Annotated in this window: 14 protein-coding genes; 3 read left to right on the plus strand and 11 right to left on the minus strand. The window is 59.6% G+C overall.

Features of this window, described 5'->3' with window-relative positions:
- Positions 1–147: 147 nt before the first annotated feature.
- The 10 genes from AB4N91_RS21365 to ffh all read right to left on the minus strand — a co-directional run bounded on the left by AB4N91_RS21365 (position 148) and on the right by ffh (position 10,194).
- Positions 148–1,503: a transporter substrate-binding domain-containing protein gene (locus tag AB4N91_RS21365; RefSeq protein ID WP_154911831.1), complete on the minus strand. Its 1,356-nt coding sequence runs from the start codon at positions 1,501–1,503 to the stop codon at positions 148–150.
- Positions 1,504–1,624: 121 nt separating this feature from the next.
- The gene (gene thrC, locus AB4N91_RS21370; protein WP_010462981.1) at positions 1,625–3,034 is read right to left on the minus strand and encodes a threonine synthase; all 1,410 of its coding nucleotides are present in this window, start codon (positions 3,032–3,034) and stop codon (positions 1,625–1,627) included.
- A gap of 109 nt (positions 3,035–3,143) precedes the next feature.
- Positions 3,144–4,448, minus strand: coding sequence for a homoserine dehydrogenase (locus AB4N91_RS21375; RefSeq protein WP_010462982.1), 1,305 nt, complete (start codon positions 4,446–4,448; stop codon positions 3,144–3,146).
- A gap of 133 nt (positions 4,449–4,581) precedes the next feature.
- Positions 4,582–5,313 carry a bifunctional protein-disulfide isomerase/oxidoreductase DsbC gene (gene dsbC, locus AB4N91_RS21380; protein WP_010462985.1) on the minus strand — a complete coding sequence of 244 codons (732 nt, stop codon included), beginning with the start codon at positions 5,311–5,313 and terminating at the stop codon, positions 4,582–4,584.
- Between the two features lie 314 nt (positions 5,314–5,627).
- On the minus strand, positions 5,628–6,524 hold the full coding sequence (gene xerD / locus AB4N91_RS21385) for a site-specific tyrosine recombinase XerD (RefSeq protein ID WP_154911832.1): 897 nt from the start codon (positions 6,522–6,524) through the stop codon (positions 5,628–5,630).
- Between the two features lie 99 nt (positions 6,525–6,623).
- The gene (rplS, locus tag AB4N91_RS21390) at positions 6,624–6,974 is read right to left on the minus strand and encodes a 50S ribosomal protein L19 (RefSeq protein WP_003175895.1); all 351 of its coding nucleotides are present in this window, start codon (positions 6,972–6,974) and stop codon (positions 6,624–6,626) included.
- 45 nt (positions 6,975–7,019) lie between these two features.
- Positions 7,020–7,793, minus strand: a complete 774-nt coding sequence (trmD, locus tag AB4N91_RS21395) for a tRNA (guanosine(37)-N1)-methyltransferase TrmD (RefSeq protein WP_154503229.1) — start codon at positions 7,791–7,793, stop codon at positions 7,020–7,022.
- A complete protein-coding gene (gene rimM / locus AB4N91_RS21400) occupies positions 7,775–8,311 on the minus strand; it encodes a ribosome maturation factor RimM (protein ID WP_010463008.1) in 537 nt (178 codons plus the stop codon). Before rimM ends, trmD begins: the two co-directional genes overlap by 19 nt.
- A gap of 5 nt (positions 8,312–8,316) precedes the next feature.
- A complete protein-coding gene (rpsP, locus tag AB4N91_RS21405) occupies positions 8,317–8,568 on the minus strand; it encodes a 30S ribosomal protein S16 (protein ID WP_010463010.1) in 252 nt (83 codons plus the stop codon).
- Between the two features lie 249 nt (positions 8,569–8,817).
- Complete coding sequence (ffh, locus tag AB4N91_RS21410; protein ID WP_145306854.1) at positions 8,818–10,194, minus strand: signal recognition particle protein; 1,377 nt, start codon at positions 10,192–10,194, stop codon at positions 8,818–8,820.
- A 210-nt stretch (positions 10,195–10,404) separates the two neighbouring features.
- On the opposite strand from ffh, the gene AB4N91_RS21415 reads away from it, so the two are divergent.
- The 3 genes from AB4N91_RS21415 to AB4N91_RS21425 all read left to right on the plus strand — a co-directional run bounded on the left by AB4N91_RS21415 (position 10,405) and on the right by AB4N91_RS21425 (position 14,084).
- Positions 10,405–11,217, plus strand: a complete 813-nt coding sequence (locus AB4N91_RS21415; RefSeq protein WP_042932342.1) for a cytochrome C assembly family protein — start codon at positions 10,405–10,407, stop codon at positions 11,215–11,217.
- A gap of 12 nt (positions 11,218–11,229) precedes the next feature.
- Positions 11,230–12,462, plus strand: a complete 1,233-nt coding sequence (locus AB4N91_RS21420) for a transporter associated domain-containing protein (RefSeq protein WP_460111761.1) — start codon at positions 11,230–11,232, stop codon at positions 12,460–12,462.
- 308 nt (positions 12,463–12,770) lie between these two features.
- Positions 12,771–14,084: an MFS transporter gene (locus AB4N91_RS21425; protein ID WP_010463018.1), complete on the plus strand. Its 1,314-nt coding sequence runs from the start codon at positions 12,771–12,773 to the stop codon at positions 14,082–14,084.
- A gap of 104 nt (positions 14,085–14,188) precedes the next feature.
- On the opposite strand, the gene purT is transcribed toward AB4N91_RS21425, so the two are convergent.
- On the minus strand, positions 14,189–15,370 hold the full coding sequence (gene purT / locus AB4N91_RS21430) for a formate-dependent phosphoribosylglycinamide formyltransferase (protein ID WP_154911834.1): 1,182 nt from the start codon (positions 15,368–15,370) through the stop codon (positions 14,189–14,191).
- Positions 15,371–15,389: the final 19 nt, after the last annotated feature.

The following is a 15,389-nucleotide window of genomic DNA, read 5'->3' on the forward strand; positions in this document are numbered from 1 at the left end:
ATAGTCCGAAAACAAAGTGCCTGGGGTGTGTTCACAGTAAATGACCACCGACCCGAGAAGAAAGTTCTGGATTCCAGGTGCAGACGCGTCGGCGTCCCTGGTCGATAGAGCATGCACGGAAAAGATGACAGGGAAAAAACAGACTGTTCACAGGTGCCTTGTCCGGTGACCGATATCAGTCCATCCCCCCAGCAACCCTCGCAATTGGCCGTCGACGCTGTAGAACGGCACCGTCCATTGGTAGATGTCCCTGACCCCGTTGTTGAACAGCAATTGACGTTCACTGAAGCGTGGCTTTCGAGTCTCCATCTGCGCCATGAATTCGGCATGCAGCAGCGCTGCGGTTTCCGCCGGCAGGACATCGAGCTCAACCAGCTGTCGCCCTTGAACCTGGTCAAAACGGGTGCAGAGGCTCTCCTCATAACTTTTGTTGCACATGATCAAACGCCCTTGCAGATCACGAACAAACATCGGATCGGGCATGGCGTCGATCAACGCATGCTGGAACGCAAGCTGATCGCCCAGCCCCTTCTCAGCGTCTGCGCGCTGCTTGATCAGTGCCGCGAGCCTGCGATTCCAGAGCAAGGAAAGCAGACCGAACAGGCTGACGATAAACATGCCCCAGCAAAACCAGTGAGTCAGCTGCCGCCAGCGAGAAGGCGACTCGACGGGCGCGATACCGCTGAGCCATTTCAGGCGAATGGCACGCAAGTCGGCCGCAGGAAAGGCCTCAAGCGCCTTGTTGAGAATGCTCAGCAGCGGCGACTGGCCTTTGCGTACCGCGAGGTGATCAGCCTCCCACTTGCCCTCCACGGCCCGGCCGACCTTGAGTTGCCCCAACGGATAGAGCTGCGCCCCGATTTCATTTTCGATGGTGGCAAAGGCTTCACCACTTTCAACCAGCGCCCTGGCCTCGGCGTAAGTCTTGACCGTGCGCAACTCTATCGCCGGGTAGTCGCGGCGAATCGTGCCTTCGAGTGCGTGCCGGGCCGGCAACACCAGCACTCTTTTCGCCAACTGCGCCAGGGAGTGCACGACCGGTGCGTCTGCCCGTCCGACAAACACCCATCCAGCGCCACCGAACGCATGACTGAAATCCAGGAACGCCTTACGCTCGTCATTCATCGCCAGCGTTGTGCTCATGTCCGCCTCGGCACTTTCCAGACGCCCAAGCAGTTGGTCGGTGGAAAACGACTCCTCGTGAACAAACTGCAAACCCGTCATGGCACTGATGCGATTGAGCAGGTCGTTGTTCAGACCGCTCCACTGACCGTGTTCATCCTTGAACAGATAAAGCGGGTATTGCACCGACGAGACGATGACTTGCGGATGCTCGGCAACCCACCTCAGTTCCTGAGCATCCAGTTCGATGATTGCGCCGACGCCCGCCCCCCTGGACTCGGGCGTCGCCAATTGCGCGGCCGTCCCTGCTTGATCCAAGCCCAGGACGCCGATCAAAAACATCCAGCACACGGCTGGTTTGAACCCTCTGAAAAACCGCATTACCACTTCCTTCGCAATCAACTCGCCCATCCTTTCTGGGGCGAAAACACGACAAGTGTGGCATGCAGAAATGAGAAAGCCCGTCAGGAGACGGGCTTCAAAATGTGACAGCTTTGAGTGGTTACAGCGGCTTGCCGCGGTTGCCATGCTGACTGACAAAGGCCTGCACGGCTTTCAAATCATTCGGCAACACGGTGCAACGCTCATTTCGCTCGAACAAATCAGAAAGATGTGCAGGTAGTTCAAGCGCTTTTCCTACGCCGGCTTTCTCCACTGCATCCGGGAATTTGACCGGATGGGCCGTGCCGAGGATCACCATTGGAATATCCAGGCTACGACGGCATTCGCGCGCGGCCTTCACGCCGATGGCGGTGTGCGGATCCAGCAGTTCGCCGGTTTGCTCGTAGACTTCGGCAATGGTTTCGCAGGTTTGCGCGTCATCCACGGCCAGGGAATCGAACAATTTGCGGGCTTCGGTCCAGCGCTCCTGTTCGACGCTGAAACCGCCGCCCTGCTTGAAGCTGTCCATCAAACCGGCAATCGCTGCGCCGTTGCGACCGTGCAGATCGAACAGCAGACGCTCGAAGTTCGACGACACCATGATGTCCATCGACGGCGACAACGTGGCGTGCAGGGTTTCCTTGACGTACTGGTTGCCGCTCATGAAGCGGTGCAGGATGTCATTGCGGTTGGTGGCGACGATCAACTGGTTGATCGGCAGGCCCATGTTACGTGCCAGGTAACCGGCGAAGATGTCGCCGAAGTTGCCGGTCGGCACCGAGAACGATACCGAGCGCGCCGGGCCGCCCAACTGCAGGGCTGCGTGGAAGTAGTAAACGATCTGGGCCATGATCCGCGCCCAGTTGATCGAGTTCACCGCCACCAGACGCGTGCCCTTGAGAAAGCTCTGGTCAGCGAAGCTGGCCTTGACCATTTCCTGGCAGTCATCGAAGTTGCCTTCGATGGCGATGTTATGGATGTTCTCGCCGAAGATGGTGGTCATCTGGCGACGCTGCACTTCGGACACGCGGTTATGCGGGTGCAGGATGAAGATGTCGACGTTTTCGCAGTGCTTGCAGCCTTCGATGGCGGCCGAACCGGTATCACCGGAGGTCGCGCCGACGATGACCACGCGCTCGCCGCGTTTTTCCAGCACGTAGTCGAGCAGACGACCGAGCAGTTGCAGGGCGAAGTCTTTGAACGCCAGGGTCGGGCCGTGGAACAGCTCGAGCACCCATTCGTTGCCATTCAGCTGACGCAACGGTGCCACGGCGCTGTGCGAGAACACACCGTAGGTTTCTTCAAGGATCTTTTTGAAATCGGCATCAGGGATGCTGCCGGTAACGAACGGGCGCATCACCCGGAAGGCCAGCTCGTGATACGGCAAGCCAGCCCAGGAAGCGATTTCTTCCTGGGTGAAACGTGGCAGGTTTTCCGGGACGTACAGACCACCGTCGGTGGCAAGACCGGCCAGCAGGACATCTTCGAAATTCAGGGCCGGTGCCTGGCCGCGGGTACTGATATAACGCATAGGGGCAAACCTTTGGTTTGAGCTTCAAGTCTCAAGCTACAAGCGGCAAGTAAAAGCCAGAGTGCCTTTGACTTTTCGCTTGAAGCTCGCAGCTTGCCGCTGCTTTTGTTTAGTTCAGATGCTCGACGCGGATCCGGACGACCGGACCGACCACGCCTGCCAGGGCTTCCAGCGCGGCGATCGCGTCGTTCATGTGCTGTTCCAGCACACGGTGAGTCAGCAGGATCATCGGCACCAGACCGTCATGCTCTTCGACTTCTTTCTGCATGATCGATTCGATGTTGATGCCACGCTCCGACAGGATGCTCGCGACCTGGGCCAGTACGCCCGGATGGTCTTTCGCCTGAATGCGCAGGTAGTAAGCACTTTCGCACGCTTCGATCGGCAGGATCGGGTGCGCCGACAACGAATCCGGCTGGAAGGCCAGGTGCGGCACACGGTTTTCCGGGTCGGAGGTCATGGCGCGAACCACGTCCACCAGGTCGGCGATCACCGACGAAGCCGTCGGCTCCATGCCGGCGCCCGCGCCGTAGAACAGGGTCGAACCGGCCGCATCACCGTTGACCATCACCGCGTTCATCACGCCGTTGACGTTGGCGATCAAACGATCGGCCGGGATCAACGTGGGGTGCACGCGCAACTCGATACCGGACGCGGTGCTGCGAGCGACGCCGAGGTGCTTGATGCGATAACCCAGCGCTTCGGCGTAGTTCACGTCAGCGGTGGTCAGCTTGGTGATGCCTTCGGTGTAAGCCTTGTCGAACTGCAGCGGGATGCCGAAGGCGATGGAGGCCAGGATCGTCAGCTTGTGGGCCGCGTCGATGCCTTCAACGTCGAAGGTCGGATCGGCTTCGGCGTAACCCAGGGCTTGCGCCTCGGCGAGTACGTCTTCGAAGGTGCGACCCTTCTCGCGCATTTCGGTGAGGATGAAGTTGCCGGTGCCGTTGATGATCCCGGCGACCCAGTTGATGCGGTTGGCGGACAGGCCTTCACGGATCGCCTTGATCACCGGAATGCCACCGGCCACAGCCGCTTCGAACGCCACGATCACGCCTTTCTCACGTGCCTTGGCGAAAATCTCATTACCGTGAACGGCGATCAGTGCCTTGTTCGCGGTGACCACATGCTTGCCATTCTCGATGGCCTTGAGTACCAGCTCGCGGGCAACGGTGTAGCCGCCCATCAGCTCTATAACGATGTCGATCTCAGGGTTCGTGGCCACTTCGAAGACATCGTTGGTAATCGCAATACCGGTCGTTTGGAACTGAGGCTTTGGCGTGCGCATGGCAATTTGTGCCACTTCGATTCCACGCCCGGCACGACGAGCAATTTCCTCGGCGTTGCGCTGAAGTACGTTGAAGGTACCGCCACCGACGGTCCCTAACCCACAGATGCCTACTTTGACCGGTTTCACTGTGAACTCCCCATAAAACGGCCGACTCAAGGCCGGCCGTGAAAACAGCCGCATGCTCGCGGCTCTCTATTAATGGCCCGGCAAATGGTGCCGCCGGACCATGATCGTCAAAGGCTGGCCGTGACGATGCGAATTATTTCGCGCCCAGCGCCAGTTTGGCGACTTGTGGCGCAGGCTGGTAGCCCGGAATGACCTGACCGTCAGCCAAAACGATGGCCGGTGTGCCGTTCACGCCGATCGACTGACCGAGGGCGAACTGCTTGGAAACCGGGTTATCACACTTGGCGGCCTTGATTTCCTTGCCGTCGACCATTTTGTCCATGGCAGCTTTCTTGTCTTTCGAGCACCAGACCGCTTGCAACTGTTCGTCACCCGGCGAGCCCAGGCCCTGGCGCGGGAACGCGACGTAACGCACTTCGATGCCGCGCTTGTTCAGCTCAGGCACTTCGGCATGCAGTTTGTGGCAGTACGGGCAGGTGGTGTCGGTGAACACGGTGATGTGCGATTTGGTTTCGCCGATCGCCGGGTAGACCACGGTTTCTGCAACCGGGATGGCGTTGACCAGTTTGGACACGCCCAGGCGTTCGGTCTTCTCGGTCAGGTTGACCGGCTTGCCGTCCTTGAGCTGGAACAGGTAGCCCTGCACCACGTATTGGCCGTCGGCGCTGGCGTAGAGCACGCGGCTGCCTTGCAGTTTGACTTCATACAGGCCCGGCAACGGACTGGCGGAGATGCTTTCTACCGGTACTTCCAGCTGGAGATTTTCCAGGCTTTTACGAATGGCTTTGTCGGCCGCGTCATCGGCGACGGCAAAGGTACTGACCAACGCAATGGCTGCGGCGGCGAAAATCTGGGTCAGACGCATGAGAACTCCTGAAGGCGGACAAATGGGACGATCAGAACGCCCGTGCCGAAACACCGGGTCATAACCGCCCATCGTGCAAACCGGCAAAGCCTACCACATAAGGCTCCTGTGGCCGAATGCGCCTGACGCAACACACATAATGGTGCGCATCTGATAACACGTGTTGTGGCGAGGGAGCTTGCTCCCGCTCGACTGCGCAGCAGTCGTAAGACAGGCACCTCGATTTTCCTGATTAGCCGTGGTCCATAGTTTTGGGGTCGCTTCGCGCCCCAGCGGGAGCAAGCGCCCTCGCCACCGGTGATTTGTTCCATCCGTCAGCCGCGCGGGTGGTGTTTGGCGTGCAAGTCCTGCAAGCGTGCGCGGGCGACGTGGGTGTAGATCTGGGTGGTCGACAGGTCGCTGTGGCCGAGCAGCATTTGCACCACCCGAAGGTCGGCGCCGTGGTTGAGCAGGTGCGTGGCGAACGCATGGCGCAAGGTATGCGGCGACAGCGACTTGCCGATCCCGGCGACCTTGGCCTGGTGCTTGATGCGATGCCAGAAGGTCTGGCGGGTCATCTGCTCACCGCGCTGGCTGGGGAACATGACATCGCTGGGACGCCCGCCGAGCAGTTCCTGGCGGCCATCGCGCATGTATCGCTCGACCCAGACAATCGCCTCCTCGCCCATCGGAACCAGGCGCTCCTTACTGCCTTTGCCCATGACCCGCAGCACGCCTTGACGCAGATTGACCTGCTCCAGCGTCAGGCTGATCAACTCCGTCACCCGCAAGCCGCACGCATAAAGCACTTCGAGCATGGCGCGGTCCCGCTGACCGATAGCTTCGCTCAAGTCCGGCGCCTTCAGCAGCGCTTCCACGTCTGCTTCCGACAGAGACTTAGGCAAAGGCCTACCGAGTTGGGGCATATCGACGCGCAAGGTCGGATCGACCGCGATCAGCTTTTCCCTGAGTAGATAACGATAAAACCCACGCACTCCGGAGAGGAATCGCGCCGTCGAACGGGGTTTGTAGTTTTGTTCCAGACGCCAGGCCAGGTGATCGAGGATCAACTCGCGGCCGGCGCTGATCAGCTCCAGACCCTTTTCCTGCAACCAGCCATTGAACAAGGCCAGGTCGCTGCGATAGGCATCGCGAGTGTTATCGGAAAGACCTTTTTCCAGCCACAGCGCGTCGAGGAATTGGTCTATCAATGGATGATCGATGGCGGGCATATAAGCTCAGGCAAGACCGACAGTACGGTCACGAAAGATAAATCGCAGGCAACAAAAAAGCAGCCCGTAGGCTGCTTTTTTCTGCATCGGAAGCTGGACTTAAGCCAGTTTTTCCTTGATGCGAGCTGCTTTACCGGACAGGTCACGCAGGTAGTACAGCTTGGCTTTACGTACGTCACCGCGACGTTTAACGGCCATGCTGTCGATTTGCGGGCTGTAGGTCTGGAAAGTACGCTCTACGCCAACACCGTTGGAGATTTTACGAACGGTGAAAGCACTGTTTACGCCGCGGTTACGCTTGGCGATAACAACACCTTCGAACGCTTGCAGACGCGAACGGTCGCCTTCCTTCACTTTCACCTGAACGACAATGGTGTCGCCCGGGGCAAAGGTAGGGATCTCTTTGGTCATCTGCTCTGCTTCGAGTGCAAGGATGATTTTGTTAGTCATGCTGTGCTCCTAAGGTAGATCGTCGGATCTACCATCGATACGTTGTTAACTATCGTCCCGCTCGCGGATGTATTCCTCGAGCAGCTTCTTCTCTTCTCCAGAAAGCGAGCGGCTTTCCAGAAGATCGGCGCGTCGTTCAAAGGTCCTACCAAGGGACTGCTGTAAACGCCAACGCCGGATATGCGCGTGATTGCCACTTAGCAACACGTCGGGAACACGCTGATCCGCATACACCTCCGGTCGGGTGTAGTGCGGGCAATCCAGCAAACCATCCGTAAAGGAATCTTCCTCGGCGGAGTCCGCATGCCCTAAAGCTCCAGGCAGCAGTCGTGTAACCGCATCGATCAGGACCATCGCCGGCAGCTCGCCGCCAGACAGTACATAGTCGCCAATCGACCACTCTTCATCGACATGAGCTTCAATAAAACGCTCGTCAATGCCTTCATAGCGGCCGGCAATCAGGATCAATGCATCCAGATTCGCCAACTCGCGTACCGCCGACTGAGTCAGTTGACGGCCTTGGGGGGACAGGTAAATCACCTTCGCCGCCTCCCCGGCTGCTGCCTTGGCCTGAACCAGAGCATCTTCCAGGGGCTTGATCTTCATCACCATGCCCGGACCACCGCCAAATGGGCGATCGTCCACAGTGTGATGCCGATCCGTCGTGTAGTCTCGCGGATTCCAACAGGTGAGCTGCAACAGCCCCTGTTTCACCGCACGACTGGTGATGCCGTACTCGCTGATGGCGGAGAACATCTCGGGAAACAAACTGATCACTTCTACGCGCAAGTTAGCCACGCTTAGAAGTCCGCATCCCATTCCACCTTCATCTCGCCTGCGGCAAGGTCAACGGCCAACACGCATTGCTCCGTATAGGGCAACAGGCGTTCGCGATCATCCAGGCTGCCAGCGCAAGGCTTGACCACCATTACATCATTGGCGCCGGTTTCCAGAAGATGATCGATTTTCCCGAGCAATTGCCCGAGTTGATCAATAACCTTCAGACCTTCCAGCTGGTACCAGTAGTACTCGCCGTCGGTCAATTCAGGGAACAGGTTGCGCGGCACGCAGATCTCATAACCGGCCAGAAGACGAGCTTCTTCACGATCATCAAGACCCTTGAGCTTTGCGACCAGGAACTTGTCGTTCCCACGTCCGCTGACCAGCTCGACCTGTTTCACATTGCCTTCGCGCTTGAGCGTCCAGGTTTTGTACTGCAACAGGTTTTCAGTCGGATCAGTAAAGGAATAAACCTTCACTTCGCCGCGAACGCCATGAACAGAATAAATCTTGCCGATAACGATCAAATCATCAGCAATGGCAGGCGTCGCGTTCATATTGCTCAGGCCGCAGCCTTAGATGCATCCTTCAACAACTGAGCAACACGCTCAGAAGGTTGTGCACCAACGCTCAGCCAGTAGGCTACGCGCTCTTGGTTCACGGACAGACGGACTTCTTGACCACGAGCAACAGGGTTGAAGAAACCAACCTGTTCCTTGTGCGAACCGTCGCGCGGGTTGCGGCTGTCGGTTACGGTCAAGTGGTAAAACGGGCGCTTTTTGGAGCCGCCAAGGGCAAGACGGATTGTTAGCATGTGAACATCGTTCCTGTAGTCGGTGCTGCAAATCTAAAGGCACAGCGGGCATAGGTGCCCGAAAGGCCGCATATTCTAAGGAATATCCGGACTTTTGCAAATGACTTTTTCCGGCGGCCTTCCGGTCGCCATCAAGATTTGCTATAGAGCCGTCGTTGAAAACGGCCAGTCAGCTCCCGCCAAGTGCGGGTTTGCTGGAGATCCCACTTCCGTGTGGGCTGCGCAAGAGCAAGCCCTTGCGCGAATTCTTTACATTTTCGGCATGCCGCCGCCGGGCAACATTCCGCCCATACCGCGCATCATTTTGGCCATTCCGCCTTTGGCGGAGAATTTCTTCATCATCTTCTGCATCTGCTTGTGCTGCTTGATCAAGCGACCGATGTCCTGCACCTGGGTGCCGGAACCCATGGCGATCCGGCGTTTGCGCGAACCGCTGATCAGCTCAGGGTCGCGGCGCTCGGCCGGGGTCATGGAATTGATGATGGCTTCCATCTGCTTGAATTGTTTCTCTGCCGCGCCCTGGGCATTGCCCATCTGCGCCAGATTGACGCCGCCGATGTTCGGCAGTTTGTCCATGAGGCCACCGAGGCCGCCCATGTTCTTCATCTGTTGCAACTGATCGCGGAAGTCTTCGAGGTCGAAGCCCTTGCCCTTCTTCAGCTTCTTGGCCAGTTTGTCGGCCTTGTCCTTGTCGAGGGTCGCTTCCGCCTGCTCGATCAGACTGAGCACATCGCCCATGCCGAGGATGCGCGAAGCAATACGCTCAGGGTGGAACGGTTCGAGCGCATCGCTCTTCTCGCCCATACCGATGAACTTGATCGGCCTGCCGGTGATGGCGCGAACCGACAGTGCGGCACCGCCACGGGCGTCGCCGTCGACCTTGGTCAGGATCACACCGGTCAGCGGCAAGGCGTCGCCGAAGGCCTTGGCCGTGTTGGCGGCGTCCTGGCCGGTCATGGCGTCGACCACGAACAGGGTTTCGACCGGGTTGATCGCGGCGTGCAAGGCCTTGATCTCGCCCATCATCTCTTCGTCGATGTGCAGACGACCGGCGGTATCGACGATGACCACATCAATAAACTTGAGCTTTGCTTCTTTTATAGCCGCTCGCGCGATGTCGACCGGCTTCTGGCTCAGGTCGGACGGGAAGAAGGTGACGCCAACTTCACCGGCGAGCATTTCCAGCTGCTTGATCGCCGCCGGACGGTAAACGTCCGCGGACACGACCATGACCGACTTCTTCTTGCGCTCCTTAAGGAAACGCGCGAGTTTGCCGGCAGTGGTGGTTTTACCCGCACCCTGCAAACCGGCCATCAGGACCACGGCCGGTGGAACGGCGCTCAGGTTCAAGTCTTCGTTGGCGGCGCCCATCAGGCTTTCGAGTTCGGCCTGGACGATCTTCACGAAGGCCTGGCCCGGCGTCAGGCTGCGAGACACCTCGGTGCCGACGGCGCGCTCCTTGACCGAATTGACGAAGTCTTTCACCACCGGCAAGGCGACGTCGGCTTCGAGCAACGCCATGCGCACTTCGCGCAGGGTGTCTTTGATGTTGTCCTCGGTCAGCTTGGCCTTGCCGGTGACATGGCGCAGCGTCTGCGAGAGACGGTCGGTTAAGTTTTCAAACATTGCGCGATCCTTTCAGGCCCTGTGTAGACCGGGATAATGGCGGCCCAGACCGGAATAAACATGTGCTCGGCGAGCCTGCGGCGTGGGCAGGTCGCGGATTATAGCGAAGACTGCGTCTGGCGGACACCTCGTCGTCAGGTTGCATGGTCTTTCGTGCTGCGGGAGTTCTATGCCAAACTCAGCGCCTTTCGGGCTTGCCTAACAGGATTTATGCTCCCCTTGTCACCCAGTATGCTGACTACCCTCGCCGCCGCCTGCTTATACGCCGCTGCGACTATCTATCAAGGCACTCGCCTGGCCACTGGTGCCAAGGCGAACAAACGCCTGCTGGTCACGCTTGGCGTGCTTGCCGTGCTGGCTCACAGTGCCAGCCTGTTCGCCCACCTGCTGACACCGATCGGCCTGGGACTGGACTTTTTCAGCGCCGCCAGCCTGATTGCGGCGGCGGTCATCGCCCTGACCCTGCTGGCCTGTTCGCGGATCCCGGTGGAAAACCTGCTTATATTGCTGTTCCCGCTCGGTGCCGCCACGGTGCTGCTGGCGCAGTTCGCCCCTGCCGGCACGGTGCAGGTCATCGACGAAGAGCCGGGCATTCTCGCGCACATCCTGCTGTCGATCCTCGCTTACGGCATGTTCACCATCGCGATGTTTCAAGCCTTGCTGCTGCTGGTGCAAGACCATCAGCTCAAGCACAAACACCCGTCGGGCCTGATCAAGAACTTCCCGCCGCTGCAAACCATGGAAAGCCTGTTGTTCGGCTTCCTCTGGGCCGGCTGGACACTGCTGTCGTTATCGCTGCTCTCTGGCTGGCTGTTTGTCGACAACCTGTTTGCCCAGCATCTGGTGCACAAAACCTTGCTGGCTTGCCTGGCCTGGATCGTCTTCAGCGTGCTGCTATGGGGCCGTAACCGCCTCGGCTGGCGCGGACACAAGGCCATTCGCTGGACCCTCGCCGGTTTCTGCCTGCTGATGCTGGCGTACTTCGGCAGTAAGCTGGTCCGTGAATACATCCTGCACATCTGACGGGCGGCATTAATGGACGACTTGCCCAAAGGGCCGATGCTCGCGGTATTGGCCCTGCTGATTTTATGGTCGGGGCTGTTTACCGCCATCGAATCCGCACAACAGCACTTGCTGGCCCAGCGCACCGCCTCGCGTTCCAGCGACAAACCGGTCGCGAAGCTCAGCTTCCCGCTCAACAGCCTGATCTTCTGCAATACCCTGTGCCGCGCACTGGCAGTGGTCATCAGCACCTTGCTGGCGATCTTCATCTGGGCGGAAAACGGCCCGTGGATTGCCTGCCTGGGCGCCGGGATCGCACTGCTGGTGTTCGCCGACTACCTGCCGCGCGCCCTCGCCGTGCGCTATCCCGACGCCGTCCTGGCCCTGGGCAACACGCTGCTCGGTGCGCCGCTGAAAATCATCTACCCGGCCGCCTGGCTGCTCAATGGCTTCACCCGGCTGCTGATGCGACCGTTTGCCCGCAAGGTCAAGGTGGTGCAACAGAGCGAAGACGAGAGCCCCGGCGAGCGCAAGGACGATCACGAAGCCGTCTGCCGCCCTCACCCGCTGACGGGCATCCACGCGCTCGACAACATCACGGTCAACGACATTCTGGTGCCGCGAAGTGACGTCGACGGGATCAATCTCGACGACTCCCTCGCAGAGATCGTCGAGCAACTGCGCAACAACAAGCGCACCCGCCTGCCGGTGTTTCACAGCGACATCAATCAGGTCGAAGCCGTGCTCAATACCCGGCAGATCCGCCACTTGCTACCCGATGCGAGCCTGACCCTGGAAGCGTTGCTGGCCGCCAGCCACGAACCGTACTTCGTGCCGGAAAGCACGCCGTTGCAACTGCAACTCTTGAATTTCCACAAACAGCAGCGGCGCCTGGGCATGGTGGTCGACGAGTACGGCGAAGTACTTGGCATCGTGACCCTGGAAGACATTCTCGAAGAAATCGTCGGCGAATTCGAAAGTCAGCACAGCCTGGACAACCCGCACATCCACCCGCAGGCCGATGGCCGACTGATGATCGAAGGTGCGGCGTCGATTCGCGAATTGAACAAGAGCCTGGGCTGGCACCTGCCCAGCGACGGCCCGAAAACCCTGAACGGCTTGGTGACCGAGGCACTGGAGACCATTCCAGAAAGTGCGGTATGCCTGAAGATCGGGCGTTATCGGCTGGAAATTCTGGAGACGGAAGACAATCGGGTTACTCAGGTTTTGATCTGGCATACCAGCTCCGTTCCGACAGTGATTTGATGTCGGACACATAACACCGTGGCGAGAGGCTTGTCGGAACGCCCCCTCGCCACAAAGACCTCGCCAATCCCAAGCCCCTTGTTAGATCGTTAGCCACCTTCCTATAATCGAATCCGCTTACCCAAGCCCCGGCCGAACCACGTGCTTACCCCGCACGCAGCAGGTTCCGGCCAGACCATCGGCACTTTCCGCACCACACCGACGACTGTTCCTACCTTGAACAGCGGCCGCGCCTCACTCCCACATCCCTGGGTGTTCGACCATAATAATTCGCTCCACTGGGGCACATGACTGTCAGGGATAACCGCATGACGACCAGCACGACTTATAGCGACGCGCCTACCCAACCGACGAACTCCGCCACCCGCGTGGCCACGGCGAGTTTTATCGGCACCGCCATCGAGTTTTACGACTTCTACGTCTATGCCACCGCTGCGGCGCTGGTGATCGGTCCGGTGTTCTTTCCGCAGACCTCCGGCACCGCCCAGATGCTGTCGGCGTTCCTCACCTTCGGCATCGCATTCCTCGCCCGCCCCTTGGGATCGGCGCTGTTTGGGCACTTCGGTGACCGCATCGGGCGCAAATCGACATTGGTCGCTTCGCTGCTATTGATGGGTGTGTGCACCACGTTGATCGGCGTATTGCCGGGCTATGACAGCATCGGAGCCTGGGCGCCGATCCTGCTCTGCGTGCTGCGGTTCGGCCAAGGCCTTGGGCTGGGCGGCGAATGGGGCGGTGCGGCCCTGCTGGCGACGGAGAATGCGCCCAAAGGCAAGCGCGCCTGGTTCGGCATGTTCCCGCAGCTCGGCCCCTCGATTGGCTTTCTGGCGGCTAACGGTCTGTTCCTGACGCTCGCCATGACCCTGAATGACGAGCAGTTCCGCTCTTGGGGCTGGCGGATTCCGTTCCTGCTCAGCGCCGCACTGGTGATGGTGGGCCTGTATGTGCGCCTCAAACTCCACGAAACCCCGGTGTTTGCCAACGCCATGGCACGTCAGGAGCGAGTGAAGATCCCGCTGGTCGAGCTGTTCAGCCAGTACTGGGTACCGATGTTGCTGGGGGCAGGGTCGATGGTCGTGTGCTACGCGCTGTTCTACATCTCGACGGTGTTTTCATTGAGTTACGGCGTGTCGACACTCGGCTACAGCCGCGAAACCTTCCTTGGGCTGCTGTGCTTCGCCGTCCTGTTCATGGCCGCCGCCACGCCGTTGTCCGCCTGGGCCAGCGACCGCTACGGGCGCAAACCGGTGCTGATCATTGGCGGCGTCTTGGCGATCCTGTCGGGATTCTTGATGGAACCGCTGCTGACCCAAGGCTCGACCTGGGGCGTGGCGCTGTTCCTGTGCATCGAGCTGTTTCTGATGGGCGTGACGTTTGCACCGATGGGCGCGTTGCTGCCGGAGCTGTTTCCAACGCATGTGCGGTATACCGGCGCGTCCGCAGCCTACAACCTGGGCGGAATCGTCGGGGCCTCGGCGGCGCCGTTTTTCGCGCAGAAACTGGTGGCGATGGGCGGTCTGAGTTATGTCGGAGGGTATGTGTCTGGGGCGGCGGTGCTGAGTTTGATTGCGGTGCTATGCCTGAAGGAGACGCGACATAACGATTTGAATCGGGTGACCTGAAGCAGAAGCATCGCCAGCAGGCTGGCTCCCCCATGGAAATTGGGTGTACACAAAATCTGTGACCAACCAATATCCCTGTGGGAGCTAGCCTGCCGCGCCTCGGTTTACAGCTCTACCACGACTGCCTGAGAAGCACGGGTTGCCTTGGCACGAGCCGCTTCGATCGACTCATCCCGCGCCAACGCCACGCCCATCCGGCGCTGGCCATTGACCTCTGGTTTGCCAAACAGGCGCAGCGCCGTATCCGGTTCGCTCAACGCAGCACCGAGGTTGGCGAACGCAGTTTGGGTCGACTGCCCTTCCACCAGAATCACCGCCGACGCCGATGGCCCGAACTGGCGAATCAACGGAATCGGCAGGCCCAGGATCGCCCGTGCGTGCAGCGCGAACTGCGACAGGTCCTGGGAAATCAGGGTGACCAGACCGGTGTCATGCGGGCGCGGCGACACTTCGCTGAACCACACCTGATCACCTTTGATGAACAGCTCGACACCAAACAGGCCACGACCGCCCAGTGCTTCGGTGACGGCTTTGGCAACGCGCTCGGATTCGGCCAGGGCAATCGGGCTCATGGCTTGTGGCTGCCAGGATTCCTGATAGTCGCCCTTCTCCTGCCGGTGACCGACGGGTGCGCAGAAGGTCGTGCCGCCGACGTGACGCACGGTCAACAGAGTGATTTCGTAGTCGAAGTCGATAAAGCCTTCGATGATCACGCGACCTTTACCGGCGCGGCCACCTTCCTGAGCGTAATCCCAAGCGGATTTCACGTCATCGGCGCTGCGCAGCAGGCTCTGGCCTTTGCCCGACGAACTCATCACTGGCTTGACCACGCACGGGAAGCCCAGATCCTGGACGGCCTTGCTGTAGTCCTCGAAAGTGTCGGCGAAATGGTACGGCGAGGTCGGCAGGTCCAGCTCTTCGGCAGCCAGGCGACGGATGCCCTCACGGTTCATGGTCAGCTGCGCGGCGCGAGCGGTCGGGATCACGGTGAAGCCTTCGGCTTCCAGCTCCACGAGGGTCGCGGTGGCGATGGCTTCGATTTCCGGCACGATGAAGTGCGGCTTTTCGGCTTCGATCACGGCACGCAGGGCGGCGCCGTCGAGCATGTTGATAACGTGGCTGCGATGCGCAACTTGCATGGCCGGCGCGTTGGCGTAACGGTCGACGGCAATCACTTCAACGCCCAGGCGTTGCAGCTCGATTACCACTTCCTTGCCCAACTCACCACAGCCACACAGCAATACGCGGGTCGCGGTTGGCGACAATGGAGTTCCGATACGGGTCATCTCAGGTCCTCAAGAAGCG

Source organism: Pseudomonas sp. H3_D04, from assembly GCF_054669175.1.